The 16,616-nt window shown below is 58.1% G+C and carries 11 protein-coding genes; 4 read left to right on the forward strand and 7 right to left on the reverse strand.

Annotation, left to right across the window (positions count from 1 at the left end):
- Positions 1-104: 104 nt before the first annotated feature.
- Positions 105-3,374, reverse strand: a complete 3,270-nt coding sequence (locus LKX83_RS15630) for an Ig-like domain-containing protein (RefSeq protein ID WP_227883216.1) — start codon at positions 3,372-3,374, stop codon at positions 105-107.
- 364 nt (positions 3,375-3,738) lie between these two features.
- Between LKX83_RS15630 and LKX83_RS15635 the strand changes: the two genes are divergently transcribed.
- Positions 3,739-4,167 (forward strand): SRPBCC family protein, encoded by a 429-nt coding sequence (locus LKX83_RS15635; RefSeq protein ID WP_227883217.1) that lies wholly within the window; start codon positions 3,739-3,741, stop codon positions 4,165-4,167.
- A gap of 56 nt (positions 4,168-4,223) precedes the next feature.
- Here the strand turns inward: LKX83_RS15635 and LKX83_RS15640 are convergent, their stop codons facing one another.
- Positions 4,224-6,590 carry a helix-turn-helix domain-containing protein gene (locus LKX83_RS15640; protein WP_227883218.1) on the reverse strand — a complete coding sequence of 789 codons (2,367 nt, stop codon included), beginning with the start codon at positions 6,588-6,590 and terminating at the stop codon, positions 4,224-4,226.
- 396 nt (positions 6,591-6,986) lie between these two features.
- On the opposite strand from LKX83_RS15640, the gene LKX83_RS15645 reads away from it, so the two are divergent.
- On the forward strand, positions 6,987-8,603 hold the full coding sequence (locus tag LKX83_RS15645; protein ID WP_227883219.1) for a methyl-accepting chemotaxis protein: 1,617 nt from the start codon (positions 6,987-6,989) through the stop codon (positions 8,601-8,603).
- Between the two features lie 244 nt (positions 8,604-8,847).
- On the opposite strand, the gene LKX83_RS15650 is transcribed toward LKX83_RS15645, so the two are convergent.
- The 4 genes from LKX83_RS15650 to LKX83_RS15665 all read right to left on the reverse strand — a co-directional run bounded on the left by LKX83_RS15650 (position 8,848) and on the right by LKX83_RS15665 (position 13,250).
- Positions 8,848-9,999, reverse strand: coding sequence for a glycosyltransferase family 2 protein (locus LKX83_RS15650; RefSeq protein WP_227883220.1), 1,152 nt, complete (start codon positions 9,997-9,999; stop codon positions 8,848-8,850).
- 138 nt (positions 10,000-10,137) lie between these two features.
- On the reverse strand, positions 10,138-10,794 hold the full coding sequence (locus tag LKX83_RS15655) for an SGNH/GDSL hydrolase family protein (RefSeq protein WP_227883221.1): 657 nt from the start codon (positions 10,792-10,794) through the stop codon (positions 10,138-10,140).
- 230 nt (positions 10,795-11,024) lie between these two features.
- Entirely contained in the window at positions 11,025-12,770 is a 1,746-nt protein-coding gene (locus tag LKX83_RS15660) for a sulfatase-like hydrolase/transferase (protein WP_227883222.1), read from the reverse strand.
- Positions 12,771-13,004: 234 nt separating this feature from the next.
- On the reverse strand, positions 13,005-13,250 hold the full coding sequence (locus LKX83_RS15665) for a hypothetical protein (protein ID WP_227883223.1): 246 nt from the start codon (positions 13,248-13,250) through the stop codon (positions 13,005-13,007).
- A gap of 343 nt (positions 13,251-13,593) precedes the next feature.
- On the opposite strand from LKX83_RS15665, the gene LKX83_RS15670 reads away from it, so the two are divergent.
- Positions 13,594-15,285, forward strand: a complete 1,692-nt coding sequence (locus LKX83_RS15670) for an SWIM zinc finger family protein (protein ID WP_227883224.1) — start codon at positions 13,594-13,596, stop codon at positions 15,283-15,285.
- Positions 15,286-15,358: 73 nt separating this feature from the next.
- Positions 15,359-15,610 carry a hypothetical protein gene (locus tag LKX83_RS15675; RefSeq protein WP_227883225.1) on the forward strand — a complete coding sequence of 84 codons (252 nt, stop codon included), beginning with the start codon at positions 15,359-15,361 and terminating at the stop codon, positions 15,608-15,610.
- 220 nt (positions 15,611-15,830) lie between these two features.
- Here LKX83_RS15675 and LKX83_RS15680 read toward each other — a convergent pair whose 3' ends face one another.
- Positions 15,831-16,595 carry an ArsR/SmtB family transcription factor gene (locus LKX83_RS15680; RefSeq protein WP_227883226.1) on the reverse strand — a complete coding sequence of 255 codons (765 nt, stop codon included), beginning with the start codon at positions 16,593-16,595 and terminating at the stop codon, positions 15,831-15,833.
- Between the last annotated feature and the right edge of the window lie 21 nt (positions 16,596-16,616).

A 16,616-nucleotide genomic window follows, 5' to 3' on the forward strand; every position in this document is an offset into this window, starting at 1 on the left:
ATATCGCATTTCGTATCAAAATGGATCGTCAAATCGGACCATCGTCCCGATTTCCCTATCGGGAGGAGCCGCCCCGGACCATGGGACGGCTCCGAGGAACGACGTTACTTGCCTTTGGCCGGGATCAACTCGATCGCGCCCGATTTCCCGCCGTAGTTGTATACGTTGAAGTACCCTTCCGCCGCGATCGGATTGTTCGCATCGGCGTCCCATTCGTTCAGGATGACGCGCGAGCCCGATTTCAGGATGAACCGTTCTCCGCCGGCCGAACGGATGACGCCGATCTCGATCTCGTATTCGCGTCCGCCTTGGAAGGCGTCGTTGGGGATGATGCGAACCATCGTTTGCCCCGGCTTCCACGACTGGAACTCGATCTGGTCCTCCTTGACGACGATCAGATACCCTTTGTTGCCGTTCACCCAAGTCGGGTCGCCGGTCCGGTCGGAGCGCAACGCGAATCCGTACCAGCCGCCGTCGTACGCGCCGAACTTGGCGTTGAACTTCAGGAGGGCGCTGCCGAACTTCTGGGCTTCGTAGCCGAATACGCCCTCCCCGGCGATCCGGACGTTCCCTTTGCGGAAATCGACCGCGTCCGATTTCGTCCATCCTTTTAGGTCTTTGATGGCTTTGTTTAACGTTTGGACCGGGTAATTCGGCCACGCCCGGACCGTGACGGTCGATTGGGCTTTGATCTTGTTGTTTTCCGCGGAGACGGCCGTCAAGGTCGCCGTACCGGGCTTCAAAGCCGTCACAAGGCCCGCTTGGTCTACGGTAGCGACTTTCGGGTTGCTGGACGTCCACTTGACGTTTTTATTGGAGGCGGCCGGCGGCAAGATGGTGGCTGTAAGCAGGCTTCTTTCGCCCGGCTCAAGCGTCAGCGCAGCCGGGGACAGTTCGATGCCCGTGACCGGCTCGAGGATCTCGTCGGTCACCGTGACCTCCAGTTCGTCCGACAGCGCAGGGTTCGCGGCCGACTTCGCCCGGATGACCGCCACGCCCGGCGCCAGCGCCTGAATGCCGCCGTTCCCGTCGACCTTGGCGATCGCCGGGTCGCTGCTCTCGTACGTTACGGCGCCGGGGTCCGCGTTCCAAGGGATCGGCTCCGCCCGGACGGGGAGCGTTTGACCGAGCTCTACCGTGATCTTGGCGTAGGGGAAGGCGAGACCGGTTAGCTGAACCGCGTCGGGCGCGTGGGTAACGCCGACTTTGCCCTGCGTGCCGATCTGCTCGAACGGAATGTCGACGAAGCCCGGGATCCGGCTGAATACCTCGGCGTCCTTCCGCAGGCGCAGATCGCCGGCGTCCAGGTTCTCGAAGCCCGGATCCCGATCGGTTACCCAATTTCCCGCGTCGTTCAGCAGGTGAAGGACGTCTCGCGCGCCTTGCGCGTCGACCTCCGAGGAGCGCTTGAGCGTCGGGTTGTAGACGACGTTGTTCTGAAAATCGTTGGTGTCCGGATAATAGCGATTCTCCTGGAAGAAGCGGGCGAGCTCCGGATATTTGGCCAAGTAGGGGGTGCCGATAAAGTCGCCGTTGTCTTGAAAAAGCTTCTTCCATTGCGGCATATAGGCTTCGTCGATCTTGTTGCCGGGCGCGTCGCCCAGGAACATCTCCTGGTTGTCGAACGGGACGTACGCGTCGATAAACAAGTTGTTGGTCGCCTTGATGTAGGCGCCGGCGTTGTTTTTGATCGCCGCGTTCCCCATCTTGTAGAAGACGTTCTGCTCGATCGTCAGCCCCATGGTCAGATTGTCCGGATAGACGCCTTCCACGCCCGGCTTGTTTTCGCCGATGTGGTGAAAGTAGTTGCGCCGGACGACCGTTCCTCGTTCCTGCGGGGTCGCGCCCGCGTTCATGTAAATGGCGCCCAGATCGGAAAACAGCTTGCACACGTCGTAGATGTTGTTGTACTCGACCAGATGATCGTTGCCGAAAATCAGGATGCCCGGGTGGGGGGCGTCGTGAATTTCGTTGCCGACCGCCTGATTGCCCACGCCGCGTAGGACGACGCCGGGGTTGTACGCTTTGTTGTAGAAGGCGAAGTCGTGAATATGGGAATTCGCCACCCGGTTGTTGCCGGGTTCGAGCGTCGCCGCGTTTCCACCGTTCAGCGTGACGGCCAGCGCCCCGATATGATGGATATGGGTGCTGTCGATCAGATGGTCGTGGCCGTTCAGCAGGGGGTCCGCCACCGGTTCCATCGCTTTGCTCGCCACGTTGACGAACACGGCGCCGCCCGCGAAATTGCTGATGTCGCAGTGCGAGATCGTCACGTGGCTGCCCCCGATGAGGACGGCCGCCGTGTCCCGGCCGTACGCCAGCTGAAGCTCTTCGAACCGGATATAGGAGGCTCCATTCGTCGTGATCATCGGCTTATTCAGCGTCGTCACCGTAATCTCGCCGTTTCCGGTTCGGAAGTCCGCGTTCGGAAACAGGTACAGCAAGCCTTTCGTGCGATCGATGTAATACTCGCCGGGCGCGTCGATTTCCTCCAGCAGGTTTTCGGCGAAGTGGAAGTCGGGATACCAGTTTTTCTGGATGCCGGACATCTCGCCGTACTGCAGCGTGATCGTCTTCTTGTCGGTATCGATGCTGGCGATTTTGTTGTAGGACCATTCCCAGCTGTAACCGAAGATGCCGTCCAGCCAAATCTCGTCCGCCTGCTTCCAAAACAAGGGACGGTCGTACGTGTACTTGAACGTCCCGCCTCTAGTCTGCAGATCCGGATCGTTCACCGTCGGTCCGGGATCGACGATATCGCCCATCTGGACCGTGCCGGCGTTCGGCCAGCGGGCGAGCGTCATGCCTTGGCCTCCGATGTACAGCTGCATCGGCGCCAGCAGGCTGATATCGCTGGCTTTCCAGTAACCATGTCGGCTGATCTGCCCGTAATCGGTCAAACCCGCGGCCGCCAGATCGAACTGGACGACCTTGCCGCGTGCCGCCGGATCGATGATCCGCTTCAGGACGTCCGGATCGTCGACGGCCTGGAAGCCGGCCCGGTCCAGGTTTGCGCCGCCCGACAGCTGCACCGTCTCGCCCGGGAAGGCGCGATAGACGATGGGGGAGTCGGCGGTGCCCGAATCCGCCTCCGTCAGCTCGAACGACTCGCTTCGCGGGTAAGTGCCTTCCCGGATATAGACGGTCACGCCTCCCGCCGGCAAGCCTCCCCCTTCCTTGAGGACGCGGATGGCATTCCGCGCCGCTTCCAGCGTGCGGAACGGGTCGTTGATTCCACCTGTGTTGTAATCGCTTCCATCCGTAGCCACGTAAAACGTCTTTCCCGTTCCTTCCTGCGCATACCCGCTTGGGGAGGGAAACCATCCCAGCCCCAGCGTCAGCAGCAGCACCGCCGCCCAAAACCGCTTGTTCATCACACTCACGCCTTTCCTCGTTTGGTGTGGATTGCGGTTTCATTGTGGCAAAGGGAGGGGGCGGCGGCTATCCCAAAACGGCGCGAACGTGCCAACCTGCGTATCAGGATTTGCATTTCATCTCAATTTTGCGTCCCGTTCAGCCGGTTTACTTCCCCGAGCGTCGCATTCATGCGGAATTCCTTCGGCGTATGGCAAGTCTCGACCGCTTCGGCGAGCAGCTTGCGCAGGGCGGAGTTAAATCACGATTAATTATCATAGTATTCCTTGACAGGAATATTCTTATTCATGTATATTAAGGATGTAAGGATGTTCGAACGGCAAGGCAAAAAAACTGCACGATCATATTGAGGAGGTACATGACATGGAAACAAGCAATCCTGTGTCCATTACGGTTGAAACTACGATTCATAAGCCGGTTGCAGAAGTGTGGAGCTATTGGACGGAGCCGCAGCATATCATGCAATGGACGTTTGCTTCCGATGACTGGCATGCGCCGAAAGCCGAGAATGATTTGAGAGTCGGCGGGGAATTCTCTACAAGAATGGAAGCTAAAGATGGCAGCTTTGGGTTTGATATTGGCGGTGTATATGATGAGGTGAGAATTAACGAGTTTATTTCTTACACGATGGGCGATGCAAGAAAAGTTGCGATTACTTTTGTAAGCCAAGGAAACGACACGAAAGTCATTGAAACGTTTGATGCAGAAGCCACCAATCCCGTTGAAATGCAACAAGCTGGATGGCAGGCAATTCTGGACAATTTTAAAAAATATAGCGAAGCTTCCAAATAAGTTGGATAAAAGAGATTGTAAAGGAGATGGTGCCATACAGGCATCATCTCCTTTCATCAATTTTGCGTCCCGTTCAGCCGGTTTTCTTCCCCGAGCGTCGCGTTCATGCGGAATTCCTTCGGCGTCATGCCGTACCTCTTTTTGAACAGCGTGATAAAGTAGCTCGCATTGTTAAAGCCGAGATAATCGGCGATCTCCTTGACGCTGAAGCTGCTGGCGTGGAGCATCTCCCGCGCTTTGTCGAGCCGATATCCGTTGATATAGTCGCCGACGGAGACGTTTAAGTACTGTTTGAACAGACGGCCGACGTAGGCCGACGACATTTTGAAATTCGAGGCGACGGATTGCAGGCTCAGGTTGATGTCCAGCGCGTTTTTCTCCACGAATTCCTTGATCGCGTCGACGACGACCTTGTTCTTGTCTTCCTTCTGCGCTTCCCTATCCGCCAGGCACACCTGCACGAGGAAATGCGCAATCTTCTCCTTCATCTCGGCAAGCGTGTCGGAGCGGGCGACATGGGTCCCGAGCGTCTGCATCGCGATGGAATTCGAGTGGGCGGCGAACGTCGGCTCGCGAAGCACCTGCCGGACGACCAACAGGATTTGCTGAACCGCGAACGTCATCTCGTCGTACGGAAAAGCGGAGATTGCATCGAACCATCTCTGGAGCAGCGTCAGGATCGCCTTGTCCTCTCGGGCGCGGATCGCCTCGCCCAGCTTTTTCTCCCACTCCGCGGGAATCGAGACGTCCCGGCAGGCCATGTTGCTCTCCACGTCCTCGGGCGCGATGACGGACCCCGGGCCATACAGCAGTCGGTACATCAGCTGCCGTACCGCCGCCTGGTAGCCGAGGCTGACCGCACCCGGATCGGACACGGGATGATAGACCGCGGCCGAGAAGGTGCGGCGATAATACCGTCTGCAGGTCCCGACCGCTTCGGCGAGCAGCTTCCGCAGGGCGGCCTGCCCGACTCTCCCGGCCGTCGTGCGGACGATGGCGACGAGAAACTCGTTCTTCATGTCCACCACCCGGACCGGGAACGACCTTGCGATCGTCTCTTCCGTAATATTGCATGCCGCGAACCGGAACAGATCGTCCCGGACTTGCGAATGCAGGGCGGGCGGCGAAGGATCCGGCGTCAGCACGGCGACGATCCATTCCGGCTCCGCTTCGTCGCCTTTCGGGAACAAGAGGGGCCATGCCGTACGGCATTCCAGCAGCTCCTCCTCGGTCAACGATTCGCTGTCGGCCATCCATCGACGCAAGTAATAGTCGTTCACGATTTGCTGATTCCGGTTTTCCTCCTCGCGGGCGAGCCGGAGCTTGTTCAGCGTGCTCTCGTACACGCCGGAGATGTAGCTCATCTCGTCGTGCGCCGTTTGGGGTCCTCCGGGCAGCGGAACGAGCGTATTCCGCCTGAACTGGTCGGTCAGCTTGCGGATCGGCTGGTACAGCCGGTTCGCGACCGCGGCGGAGAGCAAGACCGAGATCGCCAGCGCGAGGCCGATCAGCAGAAAGGAAAGGTCGCGAAAAGACTCCACGCGCCCCATCACCGTGTCGTACGGCAGAATGCTCGCGATTTTCCAATCGTTCACGCCGACGTTCATCTCGGAGACCAGGTATTTCTCTCCGCCGATCCGGCGGACCTGGAACAGGTCGGACGCGGATCCGGAGAGGAGCGCCGTTCCTCCGCCCGCCTCCGCCAGCTTTTTCGCGGTTTCGTTGGGATAAGCGAGCGCTTTGCCATCCCGATCGAGCACGACGATGCCGTCCTGGCGGCCGCCGAGGCTGTTCACGTTGGCGATATTGTCGAACACCCACTGCGGCCGGATATTGACGACGACCGCGTTTGGAGCGGCCCCGTTCGCCGGATGGCTCTCCAGGACGAAAAAGGAGAACAAATCGACGTTCGCGTTCCGCTCGTCCGTCTTCATCGGCACGAGTCTTCCCCCGGCCAAGCCGTCGGACTGCCGGAGGCTGCGCAGCGTCATCTCCTCCAGCTCCTTCAAGTGCGTGCGGGACCATAGGCCGGAGCCTCCGATGTACATGCGTCCTTCAACGCCGTTGTAGACGGCGATCGAATCGACGAAGGAGGTGGAGTCGGCGACCGAATCGAGCATGCGAAGCGTTTGAAACTTCGTGAAGGCATCCGGCTCCCTGGCGTTCATTAAATAGATAATGCTTTTGTCGAAGCTCGTCATGATCGCGATATTTTGCACGATTTCGTGCAAATAGTTAATGTTGTATTTGATTTGGGACAGCACTTTCTCGTCGGCATCCCTTTGCGTGTCCAGAACGGCGTTTTTGGAGCTGACATAATAGGCGATGGAGAACAGGACGAGCAGACCGACAAAGGAGAGGTTGAAATAAAGAACGATTCGCTGCCAATATTTCCGGTTTTTGAGCCAGCGCATGATGCCCATCGGAGGAAGCCCCCCTTTCTACTGTAGAAATATCATTTCTGGAATGCGCTTTCCTGTCAATCCGAAAAAATGCGAATCATATCAAAGTCTAAAGAATGGCCTCATTTTGTTATAGGAAGAGCCCATTCGGGATGGACACGACGGGGTTTCATGATCCGTTAACGGTGATTTTCGATGGTTCGTCATCCCTTCGGGCGGCGACTGGAAGGAAAATGCGCAGTGATGTCGAATTTTGTAGAGGTTCTACTGGCAAGTAAAAACGGCTTCGCCGTCTTCCCGGACGGCGAAACGTTTTTATCGGAGGTCATACAGAAATGGATAGGGGTAAAACTTATACATTCTGTATGACCAAAGAAAACCACATGCGCATATTGCTGCCGAAGGAGCACTTCTTCCATGTTCAGAGTTCACAGCCGGTTGGTCTTCAAGCTATCCCTCAGCATCCTCGCTCTGCTGACCCTCCTGTCTTCCGCCCTCATCGTCGTACAAGTCGGCAACACGAAAAAAGCGAGCGAAGAAGCCATCGGCAACTTCAACATGCATATGGCGGAGGCTTACGCGGGGCAGTTCGATACGAAATCGTACGCCGATTTCTTGCAAAATGCCGCAGAGACGGATCTGTACTGGACGATCCGCGAGGAGATGAACCGCTACCGGGAGCGGATCGGCGCGATGTACGTGTATACGGTGCGGATCGACGGTGAGAAGAAGCCGATCCTGCTCGTCGACGGGCAGCCGCGGGGTTCGGATTCGGCGTCGCCGATCGGGGAAGTGACGGATATGCCGGCCGAGGCGGTCGAGGCGGTTCTGGACGGCAAGCCGGCCAAGACGGGGATCATTCGGAACCCGGAGTACGGCGATTATCTTTCGTCCTATGCGCCGCTGCACGATGCGGACGGCAAGGTGATCGGAGCGCTCGGCATCGATACGGACGTCTCGGTGGCGAATACGATTTACCGGGACGTCCTCGGCAAGAGCGCGCCGCTGTTCGCGTTGATGGGGGGCCTCGCGCTCCTCATTTTCCTGCTGATCGTCTGGTTCCTGTCCCGCGCCTTGAGGCCGCTCGGCACCATCGTGAAAGGGGCCGAAGCCATTGCCCGCGGGGACCTGGCGGAGGCCAAGATGCATCTGGAGGCCAGGAAGGTGAAGTCCAAGGACGAGATCGGACAGGCTTACTCCGCCATGCTGGGCATGGCCGAGCGGCTCGGCGTTACGCTGGGAGACGTGGTCCGGGACATGGCCGTCACGGCGCAGCATCTCGTGCAGTCGACGGGTCAATTCGGGGCGGAGAGCGAACGGATGGTCGCGATGAACGAGCATCTGGAACGATCCGCCGGTGAGCTCGCGGACGGCGCGAGGCTGCAGCGGATCGGGGCGGAGGAGAGCGCCAAGTCGATGGGCGAGATCACGGCCGCCATCGGACGGATCGCGCAGGCGTCGGCGTCCGTGACGGAAGCGTCCGGCGAAGCGTTGGATTCCGCGGAACGCGGAAAGGACGCCATCGGCTGGCTGCGGGAGCAGGTGGCGTCGATGGCGGAAGCTGCGGGGCAGACGACGGAGTCGGTGCGGGTCCTGGAGGCCTGCATGCAGGAGATCGAGCCGGCGCTTACAGCCGTCATGGGCATCTCCGATCAGACCAAGCTGCTCGCGCTGAACGCTTCCATCGAAGCGGCGCGGGCCGGGGAGCATGGAGCGGGCTTCGCCGTTGTCGCCGGCGAGGTGCGCAAGCTGGCAGACGCCTCCGCCGTGACGGTCCGGCGCATCGCGGAGCTGCTGCTGCAAATCCGGGACGAGTCGGCGAGGATCGGAGAACGGATGCGTCGGGAAGGCCGGGAGATCGGCAAAGGCGAGGAATTGTCCGGCCAAGCGGAGCGGCTCTTCCGTCTGGCGATGGATCGGTTTGTCCTCGTGAACGGCCAGGTCCAGGAGATTTCCTCCGCTTCGCAAGAAGTATTGGCCGGTTCCGAAGAGGTCGCCGCATCGGCGGAGCAGATCGCGACCATCTCCACGTAGGCGGAGGATCGCTCGGAAGCGCTGCGCGACATGTCGGCGCAGCAGCTCGAGGCGGCCAAGCGAATCGCCGAGGCGACCGAACAGCTGCGGGAACGGAGCGCGAGCCTGGAGTCGGCGGTCGGGAAGTTCAAGCTGTAGGGCTGGAACGGCGGTCGCATCCGCAAATCGCGTCTTTCTACGGCAAAAACCCGCTCCTAGAGCGGGTTTTTGCATGATCGAGAAGGAGCGTTGGAGACGGGACCCGTTACTTCGTCAACCTCTCGGATCTCGCCAGCATATCGCGCAACAAGTGGGCGACAGGGCTTTTCCTGTACCTTGCTTTCCTTTGGATCCATCGCAGCGATCTTTGATAGACGTGTGCCGGCTTTTGCTGATAGAACTGTCGCGCGGCAAGTCTTAATGTCCTTCTGAGCAGCCTGGCCGTCGAGCGCGTGGATTTGGAACGGATGCCTCTGCGCAATACGCGCAGGGTTGTCTTGTAGGCGATGAGATTCTCGGAAGGCTGCAGGAGGGCGAACAAGTTCAATGCCGGGTCCTTGAATCCGTGGGATCGGTACAAGATTTTCACGTTCTCGTCGTTGATCAGAGTTCCTCTCAAGTGGGCGGGATGCTCCTGGTGATAGCCGACGACCGCTTTGATGCAACGAAACGGAATCTTCAAGCGATGCAGCCGATAGCCCAGGTCCCAATCCTCGAGTCCGTAAAGTACGAACTGTTCGTTGAATCCGCCGATTCGCTGCAGTTGACTGCGTCTGATCGCTACGCATCGCGTCACGAACTGCATCCAAGGAGCGACATCCGTTCGAGCGACTTGGTCGATCATTTCCGCGGGCATTTTCGAGGGAATGACGACTTTGGATAAGGCGCCCGTCTGGTGAAGAAGATCTTCAGGCGTAATCAGAGGTACGATCTCGGTTGCGGTTTCGAGAGCGGGATTCCACACTCCGGATGGGGTAAGGATTTGGCGGCAAAGTTCCTTTTCCTCCGGTGAATAGTCGGGATAATAATGCGTATATGCGCTGTCCCACGAGTAGGGGATGCCTGAGATCACCGCTCTGGGATATTTGCGGTTATAGCGGCTTACGATGTCTATGAATTCGGGCAGTACCAAAAAGTCGGCATCGCAAAAAATAATGTACATCCCTGTCGCATGGCGCAGCCCTAAATTCCGAACGGCAGACCGGCCGCGCTGTTCCGAGTGGGCTACATAGCGAAGAGGATAAGAGGCTTGGAAGCCTTCGACCAATTGCCTCGTCCCGTCCGTAGAACCGTCATCGGCCACGATTACTTCGAATCGATCCTTCGGATACGTTTGGGTGTTAAAGGAAACGAGCGTGAGCAGCAGCTGGTGGGCGCGATTGAAGGTCGGGATGATGATGCTGTAGCGGATGGCCAATGCAATCTCTCCATTCCTTTTATTGGGGATGCTTGAGGAATAGCTGTCATGACAACATATTCAGCGGCGCCGAGACGGACTGGTCGAACGTCCTTCATCGGAAATGATTAAATGGAAAAAGCATCATCGCGGCTCGTGCTAGCTCTTGTTCCCCGGATTCGCCATCAAAGGCAGAAGTCCTTGCGCGATCACACGATGGCCGAGATCGTTGGGGTGAACGGGCAGCGATCCGCCTTGCGCATCCTCCAGCCGTCCCGAGCGATATCCGGCAATCAGCTCCGGCTGCCGGCCTTCGAACCAGCGATGGGTGGGCGCCAGGGCGACGCGATGCTGCCCGGCCGCCTGCTGGGTCACGCTGTTGAGCGCAGCGATGGCCTCCGCGGCGATGGCGCTTTTGGGAAAAGGATTGTATTGCGTGCATAAGACGATCGGCGTCGGGCTGACGCTTCGAATCCATTTGAGGATCACGGACAGGTCCCGTTGGTAACGGGCCAGCGTGTCCGGGATGACGCGTTTGTCAGCCCCGCCGAGCATCGATAACCCTGCGAGAACCAGATTGTCAGCGCCGATCCAAATGCTTGTCGCGGTTGAATTTCGAAGCCGTATCGGGTCGATATCCCCCAAGGCGCGAAGCAGATCCGTACTCGTCCACCCGGAGCGGGCCACCACCTGCGAACAGGCGCGTTTGCGCCGGGAACGCAGCATGCCGGCCAGCTGCCGCGGATAGGCATGCGCCGGACAAGTTGCGCCCACGCCGCGAGTGATGGAGTCTCCCAACGCTGTGTACACGAACATTTTGAATACTCCTCGTTTGTCAGTCGTCGCGGTTTCGTTCCGGAATTTCGCGTTTTCTCATAGACGGTTGCTTCATCTTATGGATGATGGCGGCTTCCGGCTTGTGCCTTCATACAGCTTCAGGACAATTCCGCTTGCCGTCGAACCTCTCCTGAGGACAATCGCGCAACGGACCGGAACAAACGACAAAGAGCCCCGAGGGCAGGGCTCTTTGTCGTGCGATGGGCGGGTCACGTCCGAACCGGATACAGGCGCTTCTGCCTGCGCTGTTCCTCGAGCAGCCGCAGCATCCAGGCCTGAATGCCGCGAGTCTCCTCCGTGGCATAGGCGGGAAAGGCGAGATTTCGCGCCTCCGTCGGGTCGGCCGTCAAGTTGTACAGCTCGTATTCGTCGGGCGCCGGCCGGATTTTGATCGGAGTGCCGCCGTGCTGTCCGTAGCCTCTTCCGGACGAACCCGCCGGGACGTCCCGAAAGCCGGGCTCCGACCAGAACCGGCTGTCGTCGAAGTAGCGGGAGAGCTTCCAAATCTCATCATTGTCGTCCCGGTAAAGCGCGACGAGGACGGTCTCGATATGGTTCGGCTGCGCGACGGATGGATAGGGCTGACCCCAAGCGTTCACCTGATGTTGGCCGCGGGTGACATCGTCGTCGGTCATGAAGTAGACGGGCGCGTCGGCCGGCGCGGCGGATGTCGGTTCCCGGAGGAAGGGTGACAAGTCGCGGCCGACCAACGGGCGCGCTTCGCTGAAGCGGTCTTGCAGATTGCGCAGAAGCTCGGCCATATCGAGATTCGCCAGCCCCAGCATCGTAGGCAGCAGATCGACGTGGCTCGTCAGGCGTTGCACCTCTATCGGCGCCGGGAAGAGCAGCCGGTTGTGAATGAGCAGCGGGACGTGCAGGAATTCCTCGTAGGCGCAGTACCACTTTTGATGCAGATTGCCATGCGAGCCGAGCAGATCCCCATGATCGGACGTGAAGATCACGACCGTATCGTCATAGAACGAAGAACGGATGAGCGCTTCGAGCACGCGCTGCATTTGCACATCGGCGTTTTTCTGCAATTGATAGTAAAGCCGACGGTAAAACGGCTCGTCGCTGATCGGTTGCAAGGCGACCGGATACAGATCCCGATAGCTCGCCTGACATCCCGGTTTGGTGTGGAGCGCCTCGTGGCGGGTCGGCGGAGGGGCGACGTCCGGCATCGGCTCCGTCTCGAACTTGAAGACCGGCAGCCGCGCGGTCAGGTCGCCGTACAGAACGATGTCGTGCGGATTCAGGAAGGAGGCGACGATGAGCCAAGGCTGGACGTTCTCGCCCCGATCCCGCAATTGATCGAGGGAGGCGATCAGGTCGGCCGCTTCCGCGCCGTACACGACATCTCTGCCACTCAGGCCGACCGCCGCGGAGGAGGCGGAGTTGCGGGGATTTTTCCCGATCGGGTCCGGGCCGATCCAGCCGCCGAAGCCGAAGGCGTTCAGCCGGTCGGCACCCGCGTAGAGCCGCTCCAGCTCCGGGTCCGGGACACCGGTCAACGGATGATAGCTGGGCACGCTCCGATGGGTGCCGGGCGTGACGATGTCCGCGTTGGAAATATGCCATTTGCCGCGATAGTGCGTCCGGTATCCCGCCGCGCGAAAATAATCCCCCATCGTCGGCACCGTGGCGGGATCCAGCCAATGCATGTCGGAGTCGAAAGATTCTTTGGCGACCCCGACCGTCTGGCTGACGCCGTGAAGAGAGGGATAATGGCCGGTGAACAGCGTCGCCCGGCTCGGGCAGCACGCCGTGCTCCCGATATAGTGTCTGTGGAACTCCGCGCTATGACGCCGAAGCAGCTCCTGAGCGGGAAGATTCCGTCCGCGCCACGCTCGGATCTCCGGGCTCTCGTAGACGGGAGGGTACCGCTCCTCATCCGCGAGCAGGACAAGGAAATTGGGCCGAGCCGGCAAGGGGGACGGACCAGACGAATCGTTCATGGCGCACACACCTTCGGTCAGATTCTTGTTTTAGCGTATGTGGCGAAGCCGGGGAAAAGTAGCGCGGCTAGTCGAAGCCTCCATGTTATGTAGAACCCTGTCTAGGAGGCGAGGTTGGGATTGTTTGGGCCAGCCTTTCGAACCTCAACAGCCTAGCTCGTCCGACTTGGGCGTAAAAAGTAAAAAAAAGATCCCGCTCTATGAACAGCGGAGATCTTGGTTTGATGCGAGCGATTAGAAGAAGTCTCTTCTAAAGAAAAAAGGCGACTCGAAAAATTCGAATGGCTCAAACCGCTCGAACGGCTCGAAGCGCTCGAATCCAAACGGGAAAAATGCTTTTGTGCGCACGGATTTTACGGATTTGCTTTTTGCTTTTGTTTGAACCGGTTTTACGATTTTTTTCGCGCCGGCACGGTTGTTTCTCCGATTACCGTTTGCATGAACGGATTTGGTTTTGAGTTGCTTTTTCGGAGCTGCCATAGGCTCACCTCCTATCTACATATTTGCGGTGCGGGCCGTCAAAAAGGGGGCTCAATAACGGACGATGGAACGCAAAATGATGACCAACAGGATGAAGAGGACAAGAACGATTGCGGCTGCATGCATGCAACTCACCACCTGTCAAGTAAAAGTAAATATTTCATTCTTAACTTATGAGTAGATCATGATATGGCCAGTCCAAAAGCACAGATCCTCCAAAAATCCACATTTGTACAACCTACACCCGCGAACCCCGGCGAACGAAATTCTCTCCTTTGATAGTTGAAGAATATAAAAGAGGTGGTAGTTTTCCTTTATAATCAGGACAAAGGAGGCGATCTGCGTGAAGTTAAATGAGTTTGAGAAGCATGTCCCGCCCGGCGTCCTGAAGCGAGGCAAGGAGTACCGCGATGAGGGCCGTATCGTCGACATAGATGAAGTCGAAAAAGGAATCTATCAGGCCGAAGTGGAAGGCAGCGAGCTGTACGAGATCCAGGTGCGGATCGGCTCGCGAGGCGATATCCAATACCTCGAGTGCGATTGCCCTTTCGATCAGGAGGCGTTCTGCAAACACCAAGTAGCCGTACTGCTGGAGATAAGGTCTATGTTGGATGTCTTAAAAGCCGAGGCTCCGTCCGCCATCAAGGGAAAAACCGCCCAACCGAAGAAGAAGCTTGCCGATCAGCTGGCTGCCTTGAGCAAAGAACAATTGGTTGCGCTGCTGACGGAGTACGCGCAAGACATCCGTGAGGTCAAAGCAAAGCTGGATCTGTACTTCCTGAAATCGAACGACACGGAGGACGTCAAGCAGCTCGTCAAGCTTATTCGAACTTACGTGAAGAGATATGCGGAAAGAGGCGGATTCGTCTCGTATCGCAATGTTCCCCATGCCGTCGAGGGCGCAGAGCTGGTGCTGGATAAGGCGAGACAAGCCCAGCAAGATGGCGAATTCCTTCCGGCCGTTCGAATCGGCTTATGCGTGGTTCAAGAGTTAGCGGACTTGTCGCAGACGAGCGATGACTCGGGCGGGATCATTGGGGGCCTAATCGGGGAAGGCCTTGATCTCATCGCGGAATCGATTGAGTCCGCCGACGCGCTGTCATCGCATGACAAGAAAGGTTTATTGCGTACACTCCTGCAAGCAGCGCAGCTGTCCGTGGTGACGGACTGGCGGGTGGAGCTCCTGGAGATCGCTACGGATCTTGTCGGCGACGTAGACGCTAGACAACAGTGGGAGGCCTGTGTCCAGAGGCTTGAAGCGCATGATGGCTCTCGTGAAGATTCCTATTTCAAGGAAAAGGTTGCCATGCTGAGATATGGTCTGACCCGGCAGATCGATGGCGAACAGCGCGCAGAGACATTCCTTCAAGCGAACATAGGCGTGCCGGATATTCGCGAGGCGGCGATCGAGAATGCAATCGCGCAATCCCGTTATGAAGAGGCATTAAGGTATGCGCAGGAGGGAGAAGTACAAGATACCCAGAAAGGTTACCCGGGGCTCGTTAGCCGCTGGAAAAAGCTGCGGCTGAAAGTCTATCGGCTCACGAACGATCGGGAGCAGCAGCGCGAGTTGACCGAAGCGTTCGTCTCGGAGGGAGACTATGCTTACTACCATCCGTTAAAGGAATTGTACACGCCGGAAGAATGGCCGGACGTCTATGCTAGAGTGCTAACCGCGTTGGAGGAAGAGGGCCGTTGGTACGCCGAATCCACCTATACGAAGGTATTGATCGAGGAGAAGGAGACCGGCAGGCTGTTGGAGTACGTCGAACGCCACCCGGCCTACATTGTCGACTATTACAAGCATCTGATCGGTCCGTATACGGGCGAGGTGTATCATCTTTTTGCGCGGCACATCGAACGCTCGGCGCAGAACGCCTCCAACCGGAAGCAGTACTGGAAGGTCTGCCAGATCATCCGGGAGCTGCAGAAAGCAGGGGGGACGCAAACGGCACAGGTTATCGTAAAGGAATTGAGACTGCGTTATGCGAATCGGCCGGCGATGCTGGATGAACTGAACAAGAGCGGGTTGTGAGGTTGGTCATTCCGTACAAGGATTAGCAGTTTCCACAGCTAGGGCAAACGAGAGCCTCATCGGCCAGAATTGTATGTGCATCACCATCGTCAATCTGGTCGCCGCGCTGCTGGATCATAAGCCTTTCTCCTACAGCATGGCGGCAGCCTTGATCGCCCTCTCCATCCTGATGTTCGATTCCTTGACCGAAATCGAAGCTGCAACGAAACACAGCCAGCCGATCATGCTGCTGCTGAAGGCGTCATTGCCGGCGCTGTACCTGCTCGTGGATGGCCTGCGCTCCCGAAAGGGCGGGAGGCCGCGGCCGGCGCCGTCCGAAGGCTAAACGCATCCAATTGGACCTATCACTCCAACGCGATCGAGGGAAATGGCTTAACCTTATCTAAAACCAAAGTAGCGCTCGAAGGCAAGAGATTAGAAGCGAGTATGATTCCGCATTGGATAAAGCGCATACAAATAGGGACAACGGTCCATACGCTCTAGCCTGCCCCTGTCATGCAACAAAGCAAAGCCAGCCGCACACGGCTGGCTTTGTCTCTCCCCTCTTACTTCTCCATGAGCCCCGTCCCCGTTTCCAGGAAACTCTTCATGCCCGACAGCACGATCGGCAGCCCATTCTCCAGAACTTTGGCCGTGGGCAAGGCTTGCTCGAACTCGTCATGCACGACGGTCACGAGCGTCACGCCGGCATACTCGGCATGCGCCTCGATCTCCCATGTGATCCGGGACGGCACATCGTCTGCCGTGTTCGGGATCGCGAGGAACCGCCAGCTCATTACGAGCTTATTCGGAGGATCCATGTCGAGGATGACTCCTTCGGCCTGCTTCGCATCTTCCTTCCACAGCTCGAAAGGGGCGTTCGCCTCCCAGGTGGACCGGATGGCGCAGTTGAACCAGAATTTCGAGGTTTTCGCCGGATCGGTGAGGGCCTGCCACACTTGCTCGGGCTTTGCTTTGATCGCGATCCGGTTGACATTGCGGGGTTTGCTCTCCATATTCGCCTCACGCTCCAATTCGTTTTGAAGGGATGTTAATCCGATCGCCCAAGGCTCGGCGTATTTGCTTACCCAGCGGTCGTAGATCTGGCGGATGGGCACCGCGTTCAGATAATGCAGTTTTTCCCGGCCGGCCTTCCTCGTGGTGATGAGGCCGGCTTGCTCCAGCAGATTCAGATGCTTCATGACGCCGAATCTGGACATCTCCAGCGGGGCGCACAGATCGTTCAACGTTCGCCCGTCCGATCGGTGCAGCAAGTCCAAGAGCGTGCGGCGGCTGGGATCCGCGAGCGCTTTGAACACTTCGTTTTCCAAAGGGACACCTCCTTTCCGGGG

Origin of the sequence: Cohnella baijiui (assembly GCF_020731285.1) — a bacterium.
Lineage (GTDB): Bacteria > Bacillota > Bacilli > Paenibacillales > Paenibacillaceae > Cohnella.